Origin of the sequence: Pantoea sp. X85 (assembly GCF_029623675.1) — a bacterium.
Classification (GTDB): Bacteria; Pseudomonadota; Gammaproteobacteria; order Enterobacterales; family Enterobacteriaceae; genus Pantoea; species Pantoea leporis.
Genome location: NZ_CP121108.1, coordinates 828,571 through 844,917, shown reverse-complemented (window position 1 = coordinate 844,917; position 16,347 = coordinate 828,571). Strand labels below are relative to the sequence as shown.

Annotated in this window: 18 protein-coding genes; 11 read left to right on the top strand and 7 right to left on the bottom strand. The window is 56.9% G+C overall.

The genetic code is table 11. The features are described 5' to 3' along the window. The first annotated feature begins 29 nt into the window (after positions 1-29). The 9 genes from thpR to panD all read left to right on the top strand — a co-directional run bounded on the left by thpR (position 30) and on the right by panD (position 7,038). Positions 30-569, top strand: coding sequence for an RNA 2',3'-cyclic phosphodiesterase (thpR, locus tag P6287_RS03810; RefSeq protein WP_222185314.1), 540 nt, complete (start codon positions 30-32; stop codon positions 567-569). Next, positions 570-1,274, top strand: a complete 705-nt coding sequence (gene sfsA / locus P6287_RS03805) for a DNA/RNA nuclease SfsA (protein WP_277974537.1) — start codon at positions 570-572, stop codon at positions 1,272-1,274. A 246-nt stretch (positions 1,275-1,520) separates the two neighbouring features. Next, positions 1,521-1,976 carry an RNA polymerase-binding protein DksA gene (gene dksA, locus P6287_RS03800; RefSeq protein ID WP_007888770.1) on the top strand — a complete coding sequence of 152 codons (456 nt, stop codon included), beginning with the start codon at positions 1,521-1,523 and terminating at the stop codon, positions 1,974-1,976. Positions 1,977-2,046: 70 nt separating this feature from the next. Further along, positions 2,047-2,976, top strand: coding sequence for a tRNA glutamyl-Q(34) synthetase GluQRS (gluQRS, locus tag P6287_RS03795; protein ID WP_277974536.1), 930 nt, complete (start codon positions 2,047-2,049; stop codon positions 2,974-2,976). 38 nt (positions 2,977-3,014) lie between these two features. Continuing rightward, on the top strand, positions 3,015-4,427 hold the full coding sequence (gene pcnB / locus P6287_RS03790; RefSeq protein ID WP_206098210.1) for a polynucleotide adenylyltransferase PcnB: 1,413 nt from the start codon (positions 3,015-3,017) through the stop codon (positions 4,425-4,427). After that, on the top strand, positions 4,424-4,909 hold the full coding sequence (gene folK, locus P6287_RS03785) for a 2-amino-4-hydroxy-6-hydroxymethyldihydropteridine diphosphokinase (protein ID WP_192412368.1): 486 nt from the start codon (positions 4,424-4,426) through the stop codon (positions 4,907-4,909). Before pcnB ends, folK begins: the two co-directional genes overlap by 4 nt. A 42-nt stretch (positions 4,910-4,951) precedes the next feature. Further along, positions 4,952-5,746, top strand: a complete 795-nt coding sequence (gene panB / locus P6287_RS03780) for a 3-methyl-2-oxobutanoate hydroxymethyltransferase (RefSeq protein ID WP_192412370.1) — start codon at positions 4,952-4,954, stop codon at positions 5,744-5,746. Between the two features lie 15 nt (positions 5,747-5,761). Beyond that, on the top strand, positions 5,762-6,616 hold the full coding sequence (gene panC, locus P6287_RS03775; RefSeq protein WP_192412372.1) for a pantoate--beta-alanine ligase: 855 nt from the start codon (positions 5,762-5,764) through the stop codon (positions 6,614-6,616). Positions 6,617-6,657: 41 nt separating this feature from the next. Continuing rightward, the gene (gene panD, locus P6287_RS03770) at positions 6,658-7,038 is read left to right on the top strand and encodes an aspartate 1-decarboxylase (RefSeq protein ID WP_007888760.1); all 381 of its coding nucleotides are present in this window, start codon (positions 6,658-6,660) and stop codon (positions 7,036-7,038) included. Between the two features lie 82 nt (positions 7,039-7,120). Here the strand turns inward: panD and P6287_RS03765 are convergent, their stop codons facing one another. The 3 genes from P6287_RS03765 to hpt form a co-directional block, all read right to left on the bottom strand. Further along, entirely contained in the window at positions 7,121-7,891 is a 771-nt protein-coding gene (locus P6287_RS03765; RefSeq protein ID WP_101762076.1) for an ABC transporter permease, read from the bottom strand. Further along, entirely contained in the window at positions 7,888-8,814 is a 927-nt protein-coding gene (locus P6287_RS03760; RefSeq protein ID WP_101762077.1) for an ABC transporter ATP-binding protein, read from the bottom strand. Before P6287_RS03760 ends, P6287_RS03765 begins: the two co-directional genes overlap by 4 nt. Before the next feature lie 192 nt (positions 8,815-9,006). Next, positions 9,007-9,543 (bottom strand): hypoxanthine phosphoribosyltransferase, encoded by a 537-nt coding sequence (hpt, locus tag P6287_RS03755; protein WP_222185286.1) that lies wholly within the window; start codon positions 9,541-9,543, stop codon positions 9,007-9,009. Between the two features lie 165 nt (positions 9,544-9,708). Between hpt and P6287_RS03750 the strand changes: the two genes are divergently transcribed. Then, complete coding sequence (locus P6287_RS03750) at positions 9,709-10,998, top strand: cystathionine gamma-synthase family protein (RefSeq protein ID WP_137385170.1); 1,290 nt, start codon at positions 9,709-9,711, stop codon at positions 10,996-10,998. On the opposite strand, the gene cueO is transcribed toward P6287_RS03750, so the two are convergent. Next, complete coding sequence (gene cueO, locus P6287_RS03745; protein ID WP_277974535.1) at positions 10,991-12,580, bottom strand: multicopper oxidase CueO; 1,590 nt, start codon at positions 12,578-12,580, stop codon at positions 10,991-10,993. The two genes, P6287_RS03750 and cueO, sit on opposite strands and share 8 nt — an antisense overlap. A gap of 177 nt (positions 12,581-12,757) precedes the next feature. On the opposite strand from cueO, the gene P6287_RS03740 reads away from it, so the two are divergent. Further along, entirely contained in the window at positions 12,758-13,105 is a 348-nt protein-coding gene (locus tag P6287_RS03740) for a YacC family pilotin-like protein (protein ID WP_007888732.1), read from the top strand. Between the two features lie 220 nt (positions 13,106-13,325). Here P6287_RS03740 and P6287_RS03735 read toward each other — a convergent pair whose 3' ends face one another. From P6287_RS03735 to P6287_RS03725, 3 genes are read right to left on the bottom strand one after another with little or no spacing between them, the layout of a single operon-like run. After that, positions 13,326-14,087, bottom strand: a complete 762-nt coding sequence (locus P6287_RS03735; protein ID WP_101762081.1) for a DeoR/GlpR family DNA-binding transcription regulator — start codon at positions 14,085-14,087, stop codon at positions 13,326-13,328. 6 nt (positions 14,088-14,093) lie between these two features. Continuing rightward, on the bottom strand, positions 14,094-15,074 hold the full coding sequence (locus P6287_RS03730; protein WP_101762082.1) for a D-threonate 4-phosphate dehydrogenase: 981 nt from the start codon (positions 15,072-15,074) through the stop codon (positions 14,094-14,096). Beyond that, complete coding sequence (locus tag P6287_RS03725) at positions 15,067-16,338, bottom strand: four-carbon acid sugar kinase family protein (protein ID WP_277974534.1); 1,272 nt, start codon at positions 16,336-16,338, stop codon at positions 15,067-15,069. The genes P6287_RS03730 and P6287_RS03725 overlap by 8 nt, the downstream gene beginning before the upstream one ends. Positions 16,339-16,347 lie beyond the last annotated feature (9 nt).

Genomic DNA, 16,347 nt, shown 5'->3' with positions numbered 1-16,347 from the left:
CTCTGAGGCGCGGATTACCGGAGGCCAACCTGGCAACGCAACGTCTGTTTTTTGCTCTTGAACTGCCCGCTCCGCTCCAGCAACAGTTGGTGCAGTGGCGCGCGGATAATTTTGCTGCCGAAGCCGGGAAACCGGTGGCGGCGGCCAACCTGCACCTGACGCTGGCGTTTCTCGGCGAGGTCAGCGATGAGACGTCTCGCAAGCTGCAGCGGCTGGCCTCACGCATCGAACAGCCCGGTTTTGCCCTCGATTTGGATGACGCCGGTCACTGGCCGCGTCCCGGCGTGGTGTGGCTCGGTTGTCAGCGGGCGCCGCGCGGATTACTGCAGCTCGCCAGCCTGCTGCGCGCACAAGCCGCACGTCATGGCTGCGCACAGAGCCCGCAGCCGTTTCATCCGCACGTCACGCTGTTGCGCCAAGCAGCGTCACAGATCGCGCTGCCGCCGCGCGGTTTTCACTGGCACACCGATATCCGCCATTTTGCGCTGTTCACTTCGAACGTAACGCGCGGCCGCACACGTTATCAGGCGCTGGCCCGCTGGCCGCTACTATCATCCACAGGAGAGTAAATGGAGTTCGACCCACCGCTTAAACCCGCCCGCTTGATTGCCCGTTACAAACGCTTTTTAGCCGATGTAGTTACGCCAGAAGGTGAAACGCTGACCATTCACTGCGCCAATACCGGCGCGATGACCGGCTGCGCCACGCCGGGCGATACCGTGTGGTATTCGACGTCCAGCAGTGCCACGCGGAAATATCCGCACAGTTGGGAACTCACCGAGACCCAACAAGGCCATTGGATCTGCGTGAATACGCTGCGCGCCAATCAGCTGGTGCGCGAGGCGCTGACGCTCGACACGATTCCGGAATTATCCGCTTACAGCCGCTGCCAGCCTGAAGTGAAATACGGCACGGAAAAAAGCCGAATTGACTTCCTGCTGCAAGCGGATGGCCGATCCAACTGCTATATTGAAGTCAAGTCCGTCACCCTTTTACAGGCAGGTAAAGGCTATTTTCCGGATGCGGTGACGGCTCGTGGACAGAAACATCTGCGCGAATTGAGCACCATCGTGGCAGAAGGTCATCGAGCCGTTTTGTTGTTCGCAGTTCTGCATACAGGGATTGAGGACGTTTCCCCGGCACGCCATATCGACGTGCACTACGCAGAACTACTGGAACAGGCGCAGCGTGATGGTGTGGAAGTTTTGGCGTATCAAGCTCAAATTTCACCGTTAAAGATATTACTTACGCAACCGATTAACGTAGCGTTGTAATATTTAAGGCAATTTGGTGTGATAGGAATGTTCTGGGCGAGGCGCTGAATACGCGATTGTTCAGAGGCTTGTCAAGTAGTGGTCAGGAATAATTGCCAACCTTGATGGCTTCTGCTATTTATAGCGGCCTGTTTTTTCCCTTTATGGGAATCGATAAGCCCTAAATCGTTTAGGTTGCAGGCACACAGTCAACACACATGCAACTTGACGTATCTAGGGAAGTGCGTGTTATCCAGGAGAAACAACATGCAAGAAGGGCAAAACCGTAAAACATCGTCCCTGAGTATCCTCGCCATCGCTGGAGTGGAGCCGTATCAGGTGAAACCGGGCGAAGAGTATATGAACGACGCCCAGCTAGGCCATTTCCGTAAGATTCTGGAAGCCTGGCGCAACCAACTTCGGGATGAAGTAGATCGCACTGTGTCACATATGCAGGACGAAGCTGCCAACTTCCCGGATCCGGTCGACCGTGCTGCGCAGGAAGAAGAGTTCAGCCTGGAATTGCGTAACCGCGATCGTGAGCGCAAACTCATTAAAAAGATTGAGAAAACGCTCAAGAAAGTGGATGACGACGATTTCGGTTACTGCGACTCCTGCGGTGTAGAAATTGGTATTCGCCGCCTTGAAGCGCGTCCGACTGCCGATCTCTGCATTGACTGCAAAACGCTGGCAGAAATCCGCGAGAAGCAGATGGCTGGCTAATGGCCGTAAGCAAATTGCTACCGCACAGCCGGGAAAATCCCTGTTTTCCCGACGTGCGGTACACTTCGTTATGAATCCTTCAAACTGCATTGGGCGTTTCGCTCCCTCCCCTTCTGGTGACCTCCATTTTGGTTCGCTGATTGCTGCGTTAGGCAGTTACCTGAGTGCGCGCGCGCAACAGGGACGCTGGCTGGTGCGCATCGAAGATATCGATCCCCCGCGTGAAGTTCCCGGTGCCGCAACGCGTATTTTGCAGCAGCTGGAACATTATGGTCTTTACTGGGATGGCGACGTTTTATGGCAGTCACAGCGCCACGATGCCTATCGCGCCGCGCTAAGCTGGCTGCAAACGCATCGACAAAGTTACTTCTGCACCTGCACACGCAGCCGCATTCAGCAGCTGGGCGGTTTTTACGATGGTCACTGCCGCGATTTGCAACTGCCGCCGGACAACGCCGCGCTGCGCCTGCGTCAGCATGCGCCGGTTAACGGCTTTGACGATCGCCTGCGTGGCCAGTTGCAGGCTGAAGCGCAGCTGGCGCAGGAAGATTTTATTATCCATCGCCGTGATGGGCTGTTTGCCTACAATCTCGCGGTGGTGGTTGATGACCATTTTCAGGGCGTGACGGAAATCGTGCGCGGCGCAGATTTGATTGAGCCCACGGTGCGCCAGATTGCGCTGTATCAGCAGTTTACCTGGCCAGTGCCGGATTACCTGCATTTGCCGCTGGCGGTTAATCACGATGGCAACAAGCTTTCCAAGCAGAATCATGCGCCCGCGCTGCCCGCTGGCGATGCGCGGCCGCTGCTGGTGCAGGCTTTGCGCTTTCTTGGCCAGCCGGTTTCGCCAGGCTGGCAGGATGAATCGCTGGAAAGCCTGTTGAAACAGGCCGTCGTGCAGTGGAATATCCGCCTGATTCCGTTGCAGAACGGTCTTAAAGAGGATGAAACGACATCACCATTCCTAAATGGTTCTCAACAGGCTATGATTAGCCGCTGATTTTATTAACACCCTTTTTCTCACTGTCGAGGTGTCCCATTTTTACCCGAGTCGCTAATTTTTGCCGGAGAGTCCTCAAGCGTGATGAGGAGGCGCCTGAAGAGGTGGAAGCTGAAAGTCCTGGTCAGATGACTGTCATTCCACGAGAAAGCCACAACATCTCACGCAAAGATATCAGCGAAAACGCCCTCAAAGTGCTCTATCGTCTGAACAAAGCCGGATTCGAAGCCTACCTGGTCGGCGGCGGCGTGCGCGATTTGCTGCTCGGCAGCAAGCCGAAAGACTTTGATATCACCACCAACGCCACGCCTGAACAGATGCGCAAGCTGTTCCGCAACTGCCGTTTGGTGGGTCGTCGTTTTCGTCTGGCACATGTGATGTTCGGTCCGGAAGTGATCGAAGTCGCCACCTTCCGTGGTCATCATCATGAAGAGAGCGAAGAAGATCGCAACAGCTCGCAGCGCGGCCAGAACGGCATGCTGCTGCGCGACAATATTTTCGGCAGCATTGAAGACGATGCCCAACGCCGCGATCTCACCATCAACAGCCTCTATTACAGCGTGGCCGATTTCACCGTACGTGATTACGTCGGTGGCTTGCACGATCTGCACGAAGGCATCATTCGCATGATTGGCGATCCGGAAACGCGCTACCGCGAAGATCCGGTGCGCATGCTGCGTGTGGTGCGCTTCGCCGCCAAGCTGCAGATGCGTATCGCGGCAGAAACGGCCGAGCCGATTCCGCGTCTGGCAACGCTGCTGAATGACATCCCGCCGGCGCGCATGTTTGAAGAGTCGCTCAAGCTGCTGCAAGCCGGTTACGGCTACCGCACCTATCAGATGATGCGTGAATATCAGCTGTTCCAGCCGCTGTTCCCGATGCTGACGCGCGGTTTCACCGCCGAAAGCGACAGCCTGATGGAGCGTATGCTGGCGCAGGTTCTGAAAAATACGGATACCCGCCTGCAAAATGATATGCGCGTCAATCCGGCCTTCCTGTTTGCCGCAATGTTTTGGTATCCGCAGCTGGAATCCGCCGAACGCATTGCGCAGGAAAGCGGCCTGACTTATTACGATGCTTTCGCCTTGTCGATGAACGAAACGCTGGATGAAGCCTGCCGCGCGCTGGCGATTCCCAAGCGTATCACCACGCTGATTCGTGATATCTGGCAGCTGCAGCTGCGCATGTCGCGTCGTCACGGCAAACGTGCATGGAAGCTGATGGAGCATCCTAAGTTCCGTGCCGCTTACGATTTGATGGCGCTGCGTGCCGACGTGGAAAACAATCCTGAGCTGCAAAAGCTGACGCATTGGTGGGGCGAGTTCCAGGCGGCGGCACCGGTGCAGCAGAAAACCATGATGACCACGCTGGGCGACGATCCGGCCCCGCGCCGTAAACCGCGCCGTCCGCGTCGCCGTCCAACCGGGCCTCGCACAAACAGTCCGCAATGACCCGCGTTTACCTCGCTTTAGGCAGTAATCTGGCCGATCCGCTGCATCAGGTTGATGCAGCGTTGGCCGCGCTCGATGCCATTCCGCATACCTCGCGCATCGCCACATCTTCCCTGTATCGCACGCCGCCGTACGGCCCGCCGGATCAGCCTGATTACCTTAATGCGGTAGTGGCGCTGAAAACCGCGCTGGACGCTGAGGCGCTGCTCGATCATACCCAGCGCATTGAGCTGCAACACGGTCGCGTGCGCAAAGCTGAACGCTGGGGACCGCGCACGCTGGATCTCGATATCATGCTATTTGGCAACCAGACCATCAACACGCCGCGCCTGACCGTGCCGCACTACGACATGCACAATCGCGCATTTATGCTGGTACCGCTGCTGGAAATTGCCCCGCAATTGTCGCTGCCGAATGGACAAGCCTTATCTGTGATTCTTGCCACCCTGGATCGCAGCGCTATCCGTTTGTGGTCTGAGTAAGCCGTAGTACACTGCGCGCATCAGAAAACTCTGGAGCGTGTGATGAAACCAACAACCCTCTCCCATTTACGCCAACTCAAAACCAGCGGGCGCAAATTTGCCACGCTGACGGCGTACGACTTCAGTTTTGCCCGCCTGTTTGCCGATGAAGGCATTCAGGTAATGCTGATTGGCGACTCGCTCGGCATGACCGTGCAGGGCCACGAATCGACCTTGCCGGTCACCGTGGACGATATCGCCTATCACACCGCCGCCGTGCGCCGTGGCGCGCCGCTGGCGCTGCTGATGGCCGATCTGCCGTTTATGAGTTACGCCACGCCAGAACAGACGTTTACTAACGCCGCACAGCTGATGCGCGCCGGCGCCAATATGGTGAAGCTGGAAGGCGGCGAGTGGCTGGCGGAAACCGTGCGTATGCTAACCGAGCGCGCTGTCCCGGTGTGCGGCCATTTGGGCCTGACGCCGCAGTCGGTGAACATCTTCGGTGGCTATAAAGTACAGGGCCGCGATGAAGCCGCCGCTGAACGTCTGCTGGCCGATGCGCTGGCGCTGGAAGCCGCCGGTATGCAGCTGCTGGTATTGGAGTGCGTGCCGGTGGCGCTGGCGGAACGCATCACTAAAGCGCTGTCGGTGCCGGTGATCGGCATCGGCGCGGGCAACGTCACTGACGGCCAGATTCTGGTGATGCACGACGCCTTTGGCATTACCGGCGGTCACGTTCCCAAATTTGCCAAAAATTTCCTCGCAGAAACCGGCGACATTCGTGCAGCGATTCGCCAATATATCGCCGACGTTGAAGCGGGCCTTTATCCAGCCGCTGAACACAGTTTCCAGTAAATCAGGAGATTTGCAGTGCTGATCATTGAAACACTGCCGATGCTGCGTCGTGAGATTCGTCGCTGGCGTCAGGCAGGTAAACGTATCGCGCTGGTGCCCACCATGGGCAACCTGCACGACGGTCATCTGACGTTGGTCGATGAAGCGCGCGAGCGCGCCGACGTTGTGGTGGTCTCGATTTTCGTCAATCCGATGCAGTTTGATCGTCCCGACGATTTAGCGCGCTATCCGCGCACGCTTCAGGACGACTGCGAGAAGCTGAATCGTCATAGCGTGGATCTGGTGTTTGCGCCCGCGCCCGCCGATGTCTATCCCAAAGGCCTGGATAGCCAAACCTTTGTGGAAGTGCCGGGTTTATCATCGCTGCTGGAAGGCGCCAGCCGTCCGGGACACTTCCGCGGCGTCTCCACCATCGTCAGCAAACTGTTTAATCTGGTGCAGCCAGACATCGCCTGCTTCGGCGAGAAGGATTTCCAGCAGCTGGCGATTATCCGCAAGATGGTGGCGGATATGGGCTTCGATATCGAGATTGTGGGCGTGCCAACGGTACGCGCAAAAGATGGTCTGGCGCTGAGTTCGCGCAATGGCTATCTCACCGCCGACGAGCGTAACATCGCGTCCGGTCTTAGCCAGGTGATGAACAGCATGGCCGAACGTCTGAGCAACGGCGAGCGCCATGTTGAAGAGATTATCGAGCAAGCGGAAGTGGCGTTGCGTGAGAAGGGTTTCCGTCCGGATGGACTGGCGATTTGCGATGCCGAAACCTTACAAGCGCTGAACGTGGACAGCCAGCGCGCGGTGATTTTGATGGCCGCATGGCTTGGCAATGCACGTCTGATTGATAATCAGCAAGTGGATCTGACGGAGTAGTTTTCCGTTGTTTATTGGCAGCTTAACAAGGTTAGACAGTTATGATTCGCACCGTACTTCAAGGCAAACTGCATCGCGTTAAAGTCACTCAGGCAGATTTGCATTACGAAGGTTCCTGCGCCATTGACCAGGATTTCCTCGACGCCTCCGGCATTCTGCAATACGAAGCCATCGATATTTACAACGTCACCAACGGCCAGCGTTTTTCAACCTACGCAATTGCCGCTGAACGTGGCTCGAAGATCATCTCAGTCAACGGTGCCGCCGCACGCTGCGCCTGCGCCGGTGACATCATGATCATCTGCTCTTACGTGCAGGTCGAAGATGAAGTCGCACGCAGCTGGCAGCCGAAAGTTGCCTACTTCGAAGGCGATAACGAAATGAAGCGCCTCGCTAAGGCGTTGCCGGTTCAGGTCGCCTGATACAACAAGGGCGCGATTTTTACACCGCGCCCTTTTCTTTGGTTGCCATGAATGGCGATCTTTTTGAAGATCACTCCCAAATCTACGTACGTAACCCGCGCCCACGCTGAATCAACGAATACACCAGCACATAAAACACCACGATAAAGGCGATCAGCACAGATAGCGTGAACACCAGCGGCACATCGTTGATGCCGAGGAAACCGTAACGGAAGCCGCTGATCATATACACCACCGGATTCAGCTTCGACACCGCTTGCCAGAACGGCGGCAGCAGCGTCAGCGAGTAGAATACGCCGCCGAGATAGGTTAACGGCGTCAGCACGAAGGTGGGAATGAGGCTGATATCGTCAAAAGTGCGCGCGAATACCGCATTCAGCAGGCCCGCCAGTGAGAACAGAATCGCCGTCAGCAGCAGCGTCAGCGCCACCATCGACCACGAATGCACGTGGAACGGCACGAAGAACAACGAAATCGCGGTAACCAAAATCCCCACGCACACGCCGCGCGCCACGCCGCCGCCGACATAACCGGCGATAATGATGTGCGTTGGCACCGGCGCCACCAGCAGCTCTTCAATGTTGCGCTGGAACTTGGCGCTAAAGAACGACGATGCCACGTTGGCGTAAGCGTTAGTAATCACCGCCATCATGATCAGGCCCGGCACGATAAACTGCATGTAGCTGAAACCGTGCATATCGCCGATGCGTGAACCGATCAGATTGCCGAAGATAATGAAGTAGAGTGTCATGGTGATCACCGGCGGCACCAGCGTCTGAATCCAGATGCGGGCGAAGCGGTTGATCTCTTTGCTCCAGATGCTCTTGAGCGCCACCCAATACAAGTGCGTCATGCTTTCACTCCTGTTTTTCCCTGTGTCAGGCTGACGAACAGCTCCTCAAGGCGGTTAGCTTTGTTACGCATGCTCAGCACCTGCACGCCCTGCGTGCTCAGCTGGCTGAACACGCTGTTCAGACCTTGCTCACGCATCACTTCCACTTCCAGCGTCGAGGTATCGACCAGTCGATACTGGAAGCCCTCCAGCTGCGGCAGCGGGCTACGCGGCGCCAGATCGAGGATAAAGGTTTCGGATTGCAGCTTGGAGAGCAACCCTTTCATCGAGGTGTTCTCCACCAGCTCGCCGCTCTGAATAATACCGATATTGCGGCACAGCATTTCTGCTTCTTCCAGATAGTGCGTGGTGAGGATGATGGTGGTGCCTTTAATATTCAGCTCTTTCAGGAAACTCCACATCGAACGGCGCAGTTCGATATCTACGCCCGCGGTCGGTTCATCGAGGATCAGCAGCTTCGGCTCATGCATCAGCGCACGCGCGATCATCAGGCGGCGCTTCATACCGCCCGAAAGCATGCGCGCACGTTCGTTGCGTTTGCCCCACAGGTCGAGCTGATTGAGGTATTTTTCCGCGCGCTTGTTAGCTTCAGCGCGTTCAACACCGTAATAACCAGCCTGATTGACCACGATCTGCATTACGGTTTCAAACGGGTTGAAGTTGAACTCCTGCGGCACCAGCCCAAGCTGGCGCTTGGCGTTGACCACGTCTTTTTGCAGGTCGTAACCAAATACGCGCACGCTGCCGCCGGTTTTATTCACTAACGAGCTGATAATACCGATGGTGGTGGATTTACCGGCGCCGTTTGGCCCCAGCAAGGCGTAAAAGTCGCCCGCTTCCACGTTGAGATCGAGTCCTTTCAGCGCCTGTACGCCGCCGGGATAGGTTTTGGTCAGCCCGGAAATTTCCAGTGCATATGTCATTGCGAATCCATACCTTGTTGTAGAGACATCAAAGGCCTATGAAAATGGTAATGCGCACGAGCGATGTCGCGGTCATTAACATTAAGAAATCAATGGAGTTTAGCAGAGAGTCGAGCCAGCCCATAAACCGTTGGCTTACGGGCTGCGCAGTGTATCGCAGGCGGGGAAGTTTAGCCTTGGACGATTGTGCGGTTATTCACCGGTCGGGATAACTTTGCCGATATACGGCAGATGGCGATAGCGCTGGGCATAATCGATACCAAAGCCGACCACGAACTCATCGGGAATGGTAAAGCCAACAAATTCGACGGTGACGTCCACTTCACGACGCTCTGGCTTATCCAGCAAGGTACAAATCGCCAGTGACTTTGGCTCGCGCAGGCGCAGGATTTCACGCACTTTGCTCAGCGTATTGCCGGAATCGATGATGTCTTCCACGATCAGCACATCCTTGCCGCGAATATCTTCATCGAGATCTTTGAGGATTTTCACATCGCGGCTGCTCGACATGCCGCTGCCGTAGCTTGACGCCGTCATAAAGTCGACTTCATGCGGCACGTCGATGGCGCGGCACAGATCGGCCATAAACATAAAGGAGCCGCGCAGCAAACCCACCAGCACCATTTCGCTGCCGCTGTCGCGGTAGTGCTCGTTGATCTGCTTGCCCAGTTCGGCAATTCGGGTTGCGATCTCTTGCTCGGAGATCATCACGTCGACGGTATGTTTCATTGCATGCGTCCAGTTACGGTTTTTGGAAAGCCACGAAGTCTATCATAGACGAGCCAGCGTCTAACGCCGCGCACAGAACGCAAACGATTCCGTGGCGAAATTTATCGCGCTGGCGTTAACTGTAGGAACACGTCCGCCCCTTTACCGCCGAGTTCTGGAGTTCCTATGACCGCTTCATCCAGTAAAAAAAACAAAATTGGTACGCGCGATCTGCACCCGGAAACGCAGATGCTGAATTACGGTTACGATCCGCAGTTATCGGAAGGCGCGGTGAAACCGCCGGTGTTTCTCACCTCCACCTTCGTGTTTAACAGCGCCGAAGAGGGGCAGGACTTTTTCGATTTCGTCGCCGGGCGCAAGCAGCCGCCAGAAGGCAAAACTGGTGGGCTGGTCTATTCACGCTTCAATCATCCCAACAGCGAAATCGTAGAAGATCGGCTGGCGGTGTATGAAGGCGCGGAAAGCGCGGCGCTGTTCTCTTCCGGGATGTCGGCGATTGCCACCACGCTGCTGACGTTTGCGCGTCCTGGCGAAGTGATTTTGCATTCCCAGCCGCTGTACGGCGGCACCGAAACGCTGCTGAGCAAAACGCTGCACGATTTGGAGATCAAAGCGGTGGGTTTCAGCGATGGCACCGATGAAGATAAGGTGCATGAAGCGGCGAAGCTGGCATGGCAGCGCGGACGCGTGGCGCTGATTCTGATTGAGACGCCCGCCAATCCCACCAACAGCCTGGTGGATATTCAGTTGATGCAGCAGGTGGCGGATGTGATTGCGCAGCAGCAAGGTTCGCGGCCGATTCTCGCCTGCGATAACACGCTGCTCGGGCCGGTGTTTCAACAGCCGTTGCAGCATGGCGCAGATTTGTCGCTCTATTCACTGACCAAATATGTCGGCGGCCACTCGGACCTGATTGCCGGTGCGGTGCTGGGTAGCAAAGCGTTGATCGGCAAGGTACGTTCGCTGCGCAGCGCCATCGGCACGCAGCTGGATCCGCACTCCAGCTGGATGATTGGCCGCTCGCTGGAAACGCTGTCGCTGCGTATGGAGAAAGCCACCAGCAATGCCGAAAACGTGGCGGCGTTTTTACGCGATCATCCGCAGGTGGAAAAACTGCATTGGCTGCCGTATCTGGCGGCAGAAAGTCCGGCGGGCAAAACGTATCAGCGCCAGTGCAGCGGCGCGGGTTCAACCTTCTCGTTTGATATCCGTGGCGGGCAAGCGGCGGCGTTCCGTTTCCTTAATACGCTGGAACTGTTCAAGCTGGCGGTGAGCCTCGGCGGCACCGAATCGCTTGCCAGCCATCCTGCCAGCACCACCCATTCGGGCGTGCCACAGGATGTGCGGCAACGTATTGGCATCACCGATGCGACCGTGCGCTTGTCGATTGGTATCGAACATCCTGACGACCTGATCGAGGATATTCGCCTGGCGCTGGAGGCGTCGGTTAACTGACGCTAAAACCGAGCATCATGCCGGTATCTTCATGCTCCAGCAGATGGCAATGCGCCATGTACGCATTGTCGGCGTTAGCGACATAGTTGAAGCGCACCAGCACTTCGCTGCGCCAGCCGTTAACGTTGACGATGTCCTTCCAGCCTGCGCGATGCGCCGCAGGCGGCTTGCCGTTTTCTGACAGGATGCGGAACTGCGTGCCGTGAATGTGGAACGGATGCAGCATGTGATCACCTTCACCGGAAATCTTCCACTTCTCCACTTTGCCCAATTCCACGTTGAACATCGGCTTGGTCATATTAAATGCCTGACCGTTGATCTTGTTGCCATTATGGAAATCATAGGCGGCAGTTTTGCCGTGGCTGCCGTGATCCATCGCCATATCGCCATGATCCATCGGCTTCGCGCTATCACTCATCGCCATGTTGCCATGATCCATTTTCATGCCGCCCATGGCTTTATCGCCATAACGCTCCATCAGCGCCTGCATACCTTGCTGATCAAGCTGCGGATCCATCATCAGCTGCAGCCAGCGGCTTTGCAGGCCTTCGGTGGCGGGAATGGGCGGCAGATCCACCAGCTTGTCTGGCAGCGTACCGCTGGCCATCACGCGCAGCGGCAGAATATTGACCAGCGGCAGCGGTTGGTCAAACGGCGCCAGCGTCATGCCCATTTGCGTCACCGGCAACGTTACTACGTCGAAGGCTTTGCCATCTGACGTATCCACCAGCACTTCAAAACGCTCGCCCGGCAGCAGCGGCAAGCTATCCACTTTCACCGGCTCGGCCAGCAAACCGCCGTCGCTGCCAATTACATACAGCGGACGTTGATCGCTGGTGGCAATATGCAGCGAACGCGCGTTACAGCCGTTAAGCAAACGCAGACGCAGCCAGCCGCGTGGCACCGCATGCTGCGGATACTGCACGCCGTTGGTGAGCATCATGTCGCCAAACCAGCCGACGGCGGCGCGCATGATATCGAGCTGATAATCGATTTGCGTTCCCGCTTTATTCAGCTGCTTATCCTGGAAAATCAGCGGCACATCGTCTTCGCCCCACTGCATCGGCAGACGCAACTTGCCGGACGCTTCATCTTCCAGCAGCACCAAACCCGCCAGACCTTGCGCCACCTGATAACCGGTTTTGCCGTGTTGATGCGGATGGAACCAGCAGGTCGCGGCGGGTTGATCAGGGGTGAAACTGACCTGACGCGTCGCGCCGGGCGCAATAATCCCTTGCGGGCCGCCATCAACATCGCCGGGGATCTCCAGCCCGTGCCAGTGCAAGGTGGTGGCTTCCGGCAGTTGATTATGGATATTCACCGTGACGGCTTTTTCGCGTTGCAGACGCAGCGCGGGTCCGAGCAATCCACCGTTGTATCCCCAGGTAGGCACCGATTTGCCATTCCATTGGCTGCTACCGGTCATGGCGGTCAAGGTGTATTGCCCGCGGGCATCAGGCTGCAAAATGGAGGGAATCGGTAATAATGGGCGCGTGGCGGCCAATAGTGAGCGGCTCCACAGCGGCAGCGCACCGGCGGCGCTGAGTGCGGCAGTCAACTTTAGAAAATGACGACGTTGCATATTCTTATCCTTGTCGTGAATAAGGGCACAGCGTAAACCTTTACCCTGCGGGAGGGTCAAGCCCTGAAACAGATTGCACTGATAAAAAGGGTGGGAATGGCCCGAAAGGGCAAATTTAGCGGAATAGCGGCAATAACTGTGCTAACGTCAATAAATTGTCCCTTGTTGAGAATGATTATGACGAAAAGCATCAAGATCCTGCTGCTGGCGGGACTCCTTGGCTTCTCCTCCACCAGTTTTGCCCTGAGCGAATCCGAAGCAGAAGATCTGGCCGACCTCACCGCCGTGTTCGTTTATCTCAAGAACGATTGTGGCTATCAGGATTTGCCGGACGCACAGATTCGTAAAGCGCTGGTGTTTTTCGCCCAACAGAACCGTTGGGATTTAAGCAACTACAGCAATTACAACATGAAGTCGCTGGGCGAAGAGAGTTACAAGGATTTGAGCGGTATCGCCATTACCAACGACAAGAAGTGTAAGTCACTGGCGCGCGATTCGTTGAGTTTGCTGGCTTACGTTAAGTAATCATTGCCCGCAGGTTGGTGCTTGCTGTCCTCCTCGGTTGGTGCTTGCTGCCCCCCTCCTTGGTTGGTGCTCGCTGTCCCCCTCCTCGGTCCTCCCCCACAAGTGGGGGAGGAAGATGCTGCAATATGTTAGTTCGAGAGTTGCATGTGGCGGCGTCTCCTTCCCCCGCTGGCGGGGGAAGGCCGGGATGGGGGACAGCCAGCACAATCTCAACCTAAATCTAAACCGTCAACTCCAATCCAATACCCCGTTCGCGCAGGTCGCGGCACACCGCTTCATCCAGACGTGCATCCGTTACCACATCGGTCAGGCTATCAATCGGCGCGGCGCAATACAGCGACCATGAACCGTATTTACTGCTGTCAGCCAGCAGAACGCGGCGGCGCGCGTTGGCCAGCAGATCCATCTTCAATCCAGCTTTCTCTTCGGTTGGCGTGGTAATCCCGCGTTCGATGCTCCACGAGTTGCAGCTGACAAAGGCAATATCAGGATTGATGCTGCGCAGCAAACGGCGACCGTGTTCGCCAATGCACGACTGGCTGGAATCGTCGATGCGTCCACCAATAATGGTGGTTTCGATTTGCTTAAACTCCGACAGAAACAGCGCGATATGCAGATCGGCGGTGATGACCCGCAGCTTGAGGTGCGTCAGCTGGCGCGCCAGCTCCAGCATGGTGGTGCCGGCATCCAGCACCACCGCATCACCCGACTGCACGTAACTGGCGGCAAACTGCGCGATGGCCTGCTTCTCGGCGAGATTACGCTGCATCTTCTCCAGCGTGGTCGGCTGATTGGGGATAAAGCGATTCAGCGTAACGCCGCCGTGGCTGCGGCTGATAACGCCCTCTTTATCCAGCTTGATCAGATCGCGGCGGATCGTCGCTGGCGAGGCAGAAATCGCGCTCACCAGTTGTTCAACAGTGACCAAATTATGGCTCTTCAGATAATCCATAATCTGGTCGAGACGGCTTTGTCCCTTCATATTTCCCTATGCAAGCTGCATCGCGAGTTTAATGGAGATCGCCATGCTCGCAGAGTTCGCTTTACCTGTCCAGGCGATATCAAACGCGGTGCCGTGGTCCGCCGAGGTGCGGATAAACGGCAGGCCCGCAGTGATGTTAACACCATCATAAAAGCCTAGTAATTTCAGCGGGATATGGCCTTGATCGTGGTACATCGCTACCACCATATCGTACTGTCCTTCCTGACACTGCAGGAACACGGTATCGGGCGGACACGGGCCACTGACATCAATGCCCTGCGCTTTCATGGCGTTAATGGCTGGCGCGACGATGGTGATCTCTTCATCACCAAACAGACCGTTTTCACCGGCATGCGGATTAACGCCTGCCACCGCGATGCGCGGCTGGTCGAAACCGACGCGGCGCAGGAAGCTGTCGGCCATGCCGATCACCGTTTGAATGCGCTCGCCGTTTAAGGTATCGAGGAACTTACGCAGCGCAATATGCGTGGTGACGTGAATCACTTTCAGCTTATCGGTGTAGAGCACCATGGCGTAATTTTTGGTGTTGGTCAGTTGCGCCAGCAGTTCGGTGTGGCCGGGATAGATATGACCCGCCGAGTGCAGCGCCTCTTTATTTAACGGTGCGGTGGCGATCGCCTGCACGTCGCCAGCCAGCGCCAGTTCGGTGGCGCGTTTGACGCAACGCCAGGCCAAATCACCTGCTGCTTTCTGCACCACGCCAGGCTGCAGCGCGGCGGCATCCGCCAGCGGCTCATCAATTACGTTGATCATGCCGGGCGCGAAATGCGCATCCTTGACCTGGTCGAGCACGCGCAGTTCAGCCTGCGGCGTGACATGTAAACCCATCACCCGACGCAGCGTGTTAGCACAACCGACCACCACGGCAGGCACGCCCGCTAACTCACCTTCTGCCAGCGCTTTAATGATGATCTCCGGGCCGATGCCCGCCGGATCGCCCATGGTAATCGCAATAATTTTACTCACTCGACTTCTCCTCAATAAAACGAATGGCTTCTACCAGGGTGTTTTCATCACCAAAGCCACCTGCTTTGGTCATCACCGGCAGGTGTAATTCACTGTTAAGCAAAACCCCATGCGGTACGCAGCCCGCCACAAGGCCCTGAATCTGAAAACCGCGGGCACCTGATGCCTGTGCCACGGCAATCGCCACATCGCCGCCAGAGAGATAAAGCCCAGCAGGCTGCACCTCACGGCACACGCGGCGGGTTAACTGCGCGAGAAACTGGCAGATGCGTTCGCCCAATAGCTGACGAGAAACCTGATGCTGTTGGCACAACTGAGCAATCTCGTGACGCTGCCCGGCATGTTGGGTAGTGCGTACCACGCAATGCGCGCCGTCGTGCAGCGCCTGCTGCATCTCTTGCTGCCACCGTTCAGCCTGCGGCCAGGCCGGTTGGGCAAACAGCTGACGGATATCAATGTCGATAATGCGGATGTCACGCTGGCTGGCGAGGCGTGTAATCTGCTGCTGCGCAATCGCGCTCATCGAACCGACCACCGCCAGCACCGGCCGCGACTGACGTGCCGCCAGCAACGCGCCGAGCGCATCGCTGAGCCCGGACGCTCCGGCCAATAACGGACGCGTCTTCAGCGTGGCTGCCGCGGCCATCAACAAGGCAATGTCGGCGTCCTGCTCGATATCCACCACCAGCAAACCTTGCTTGCTGGCCAGCACCTGCGCCAGTTGATCACTGCGCAGCGTGGCGAGATCGAGGGTTTCACCCGGCAATGTGCTCTGCATCTGCAGACGCGTCAGCACATGGCCGCTGGTGACCGGCGTTTTGGGATCGCTGGCGAATTCGCTGTCGATCAAACGCTGCTGATGGATCCACACTTCACCCGCACGCGTGGTGCGTCCCAGCTTCGGCACTGCCGGCACCACTAAGGCTAATGTTTTACCGCTGGCCTGCATCGCGGCTTCGATCTCCGCGCCGGGATTGCCGCGCAGCGTGGAATCGATCTTCTTAAATAACCAACCGTCGTTAGCGATGGCCTGATGTTGCTCAATGGCAGCTCGCGTGCGCCGGGCCGCTTCTTGTGCGCTGGTTGCACGGCTATCGGTGCTGATCACCAGCACATCGGCAGCACCAGCGTCGTGTGGCGTGCTGCTCTCAAACAGCACATGCACACGCGCTCCGGCTTGTGCCAGCCCGCTGCCCGCGTCATTGGCGCCGGTGAAGTCATCGGCAATCACTAAGACTGGCGTTTTCCATGGCTGTGAAGTCATGCTTTCTCC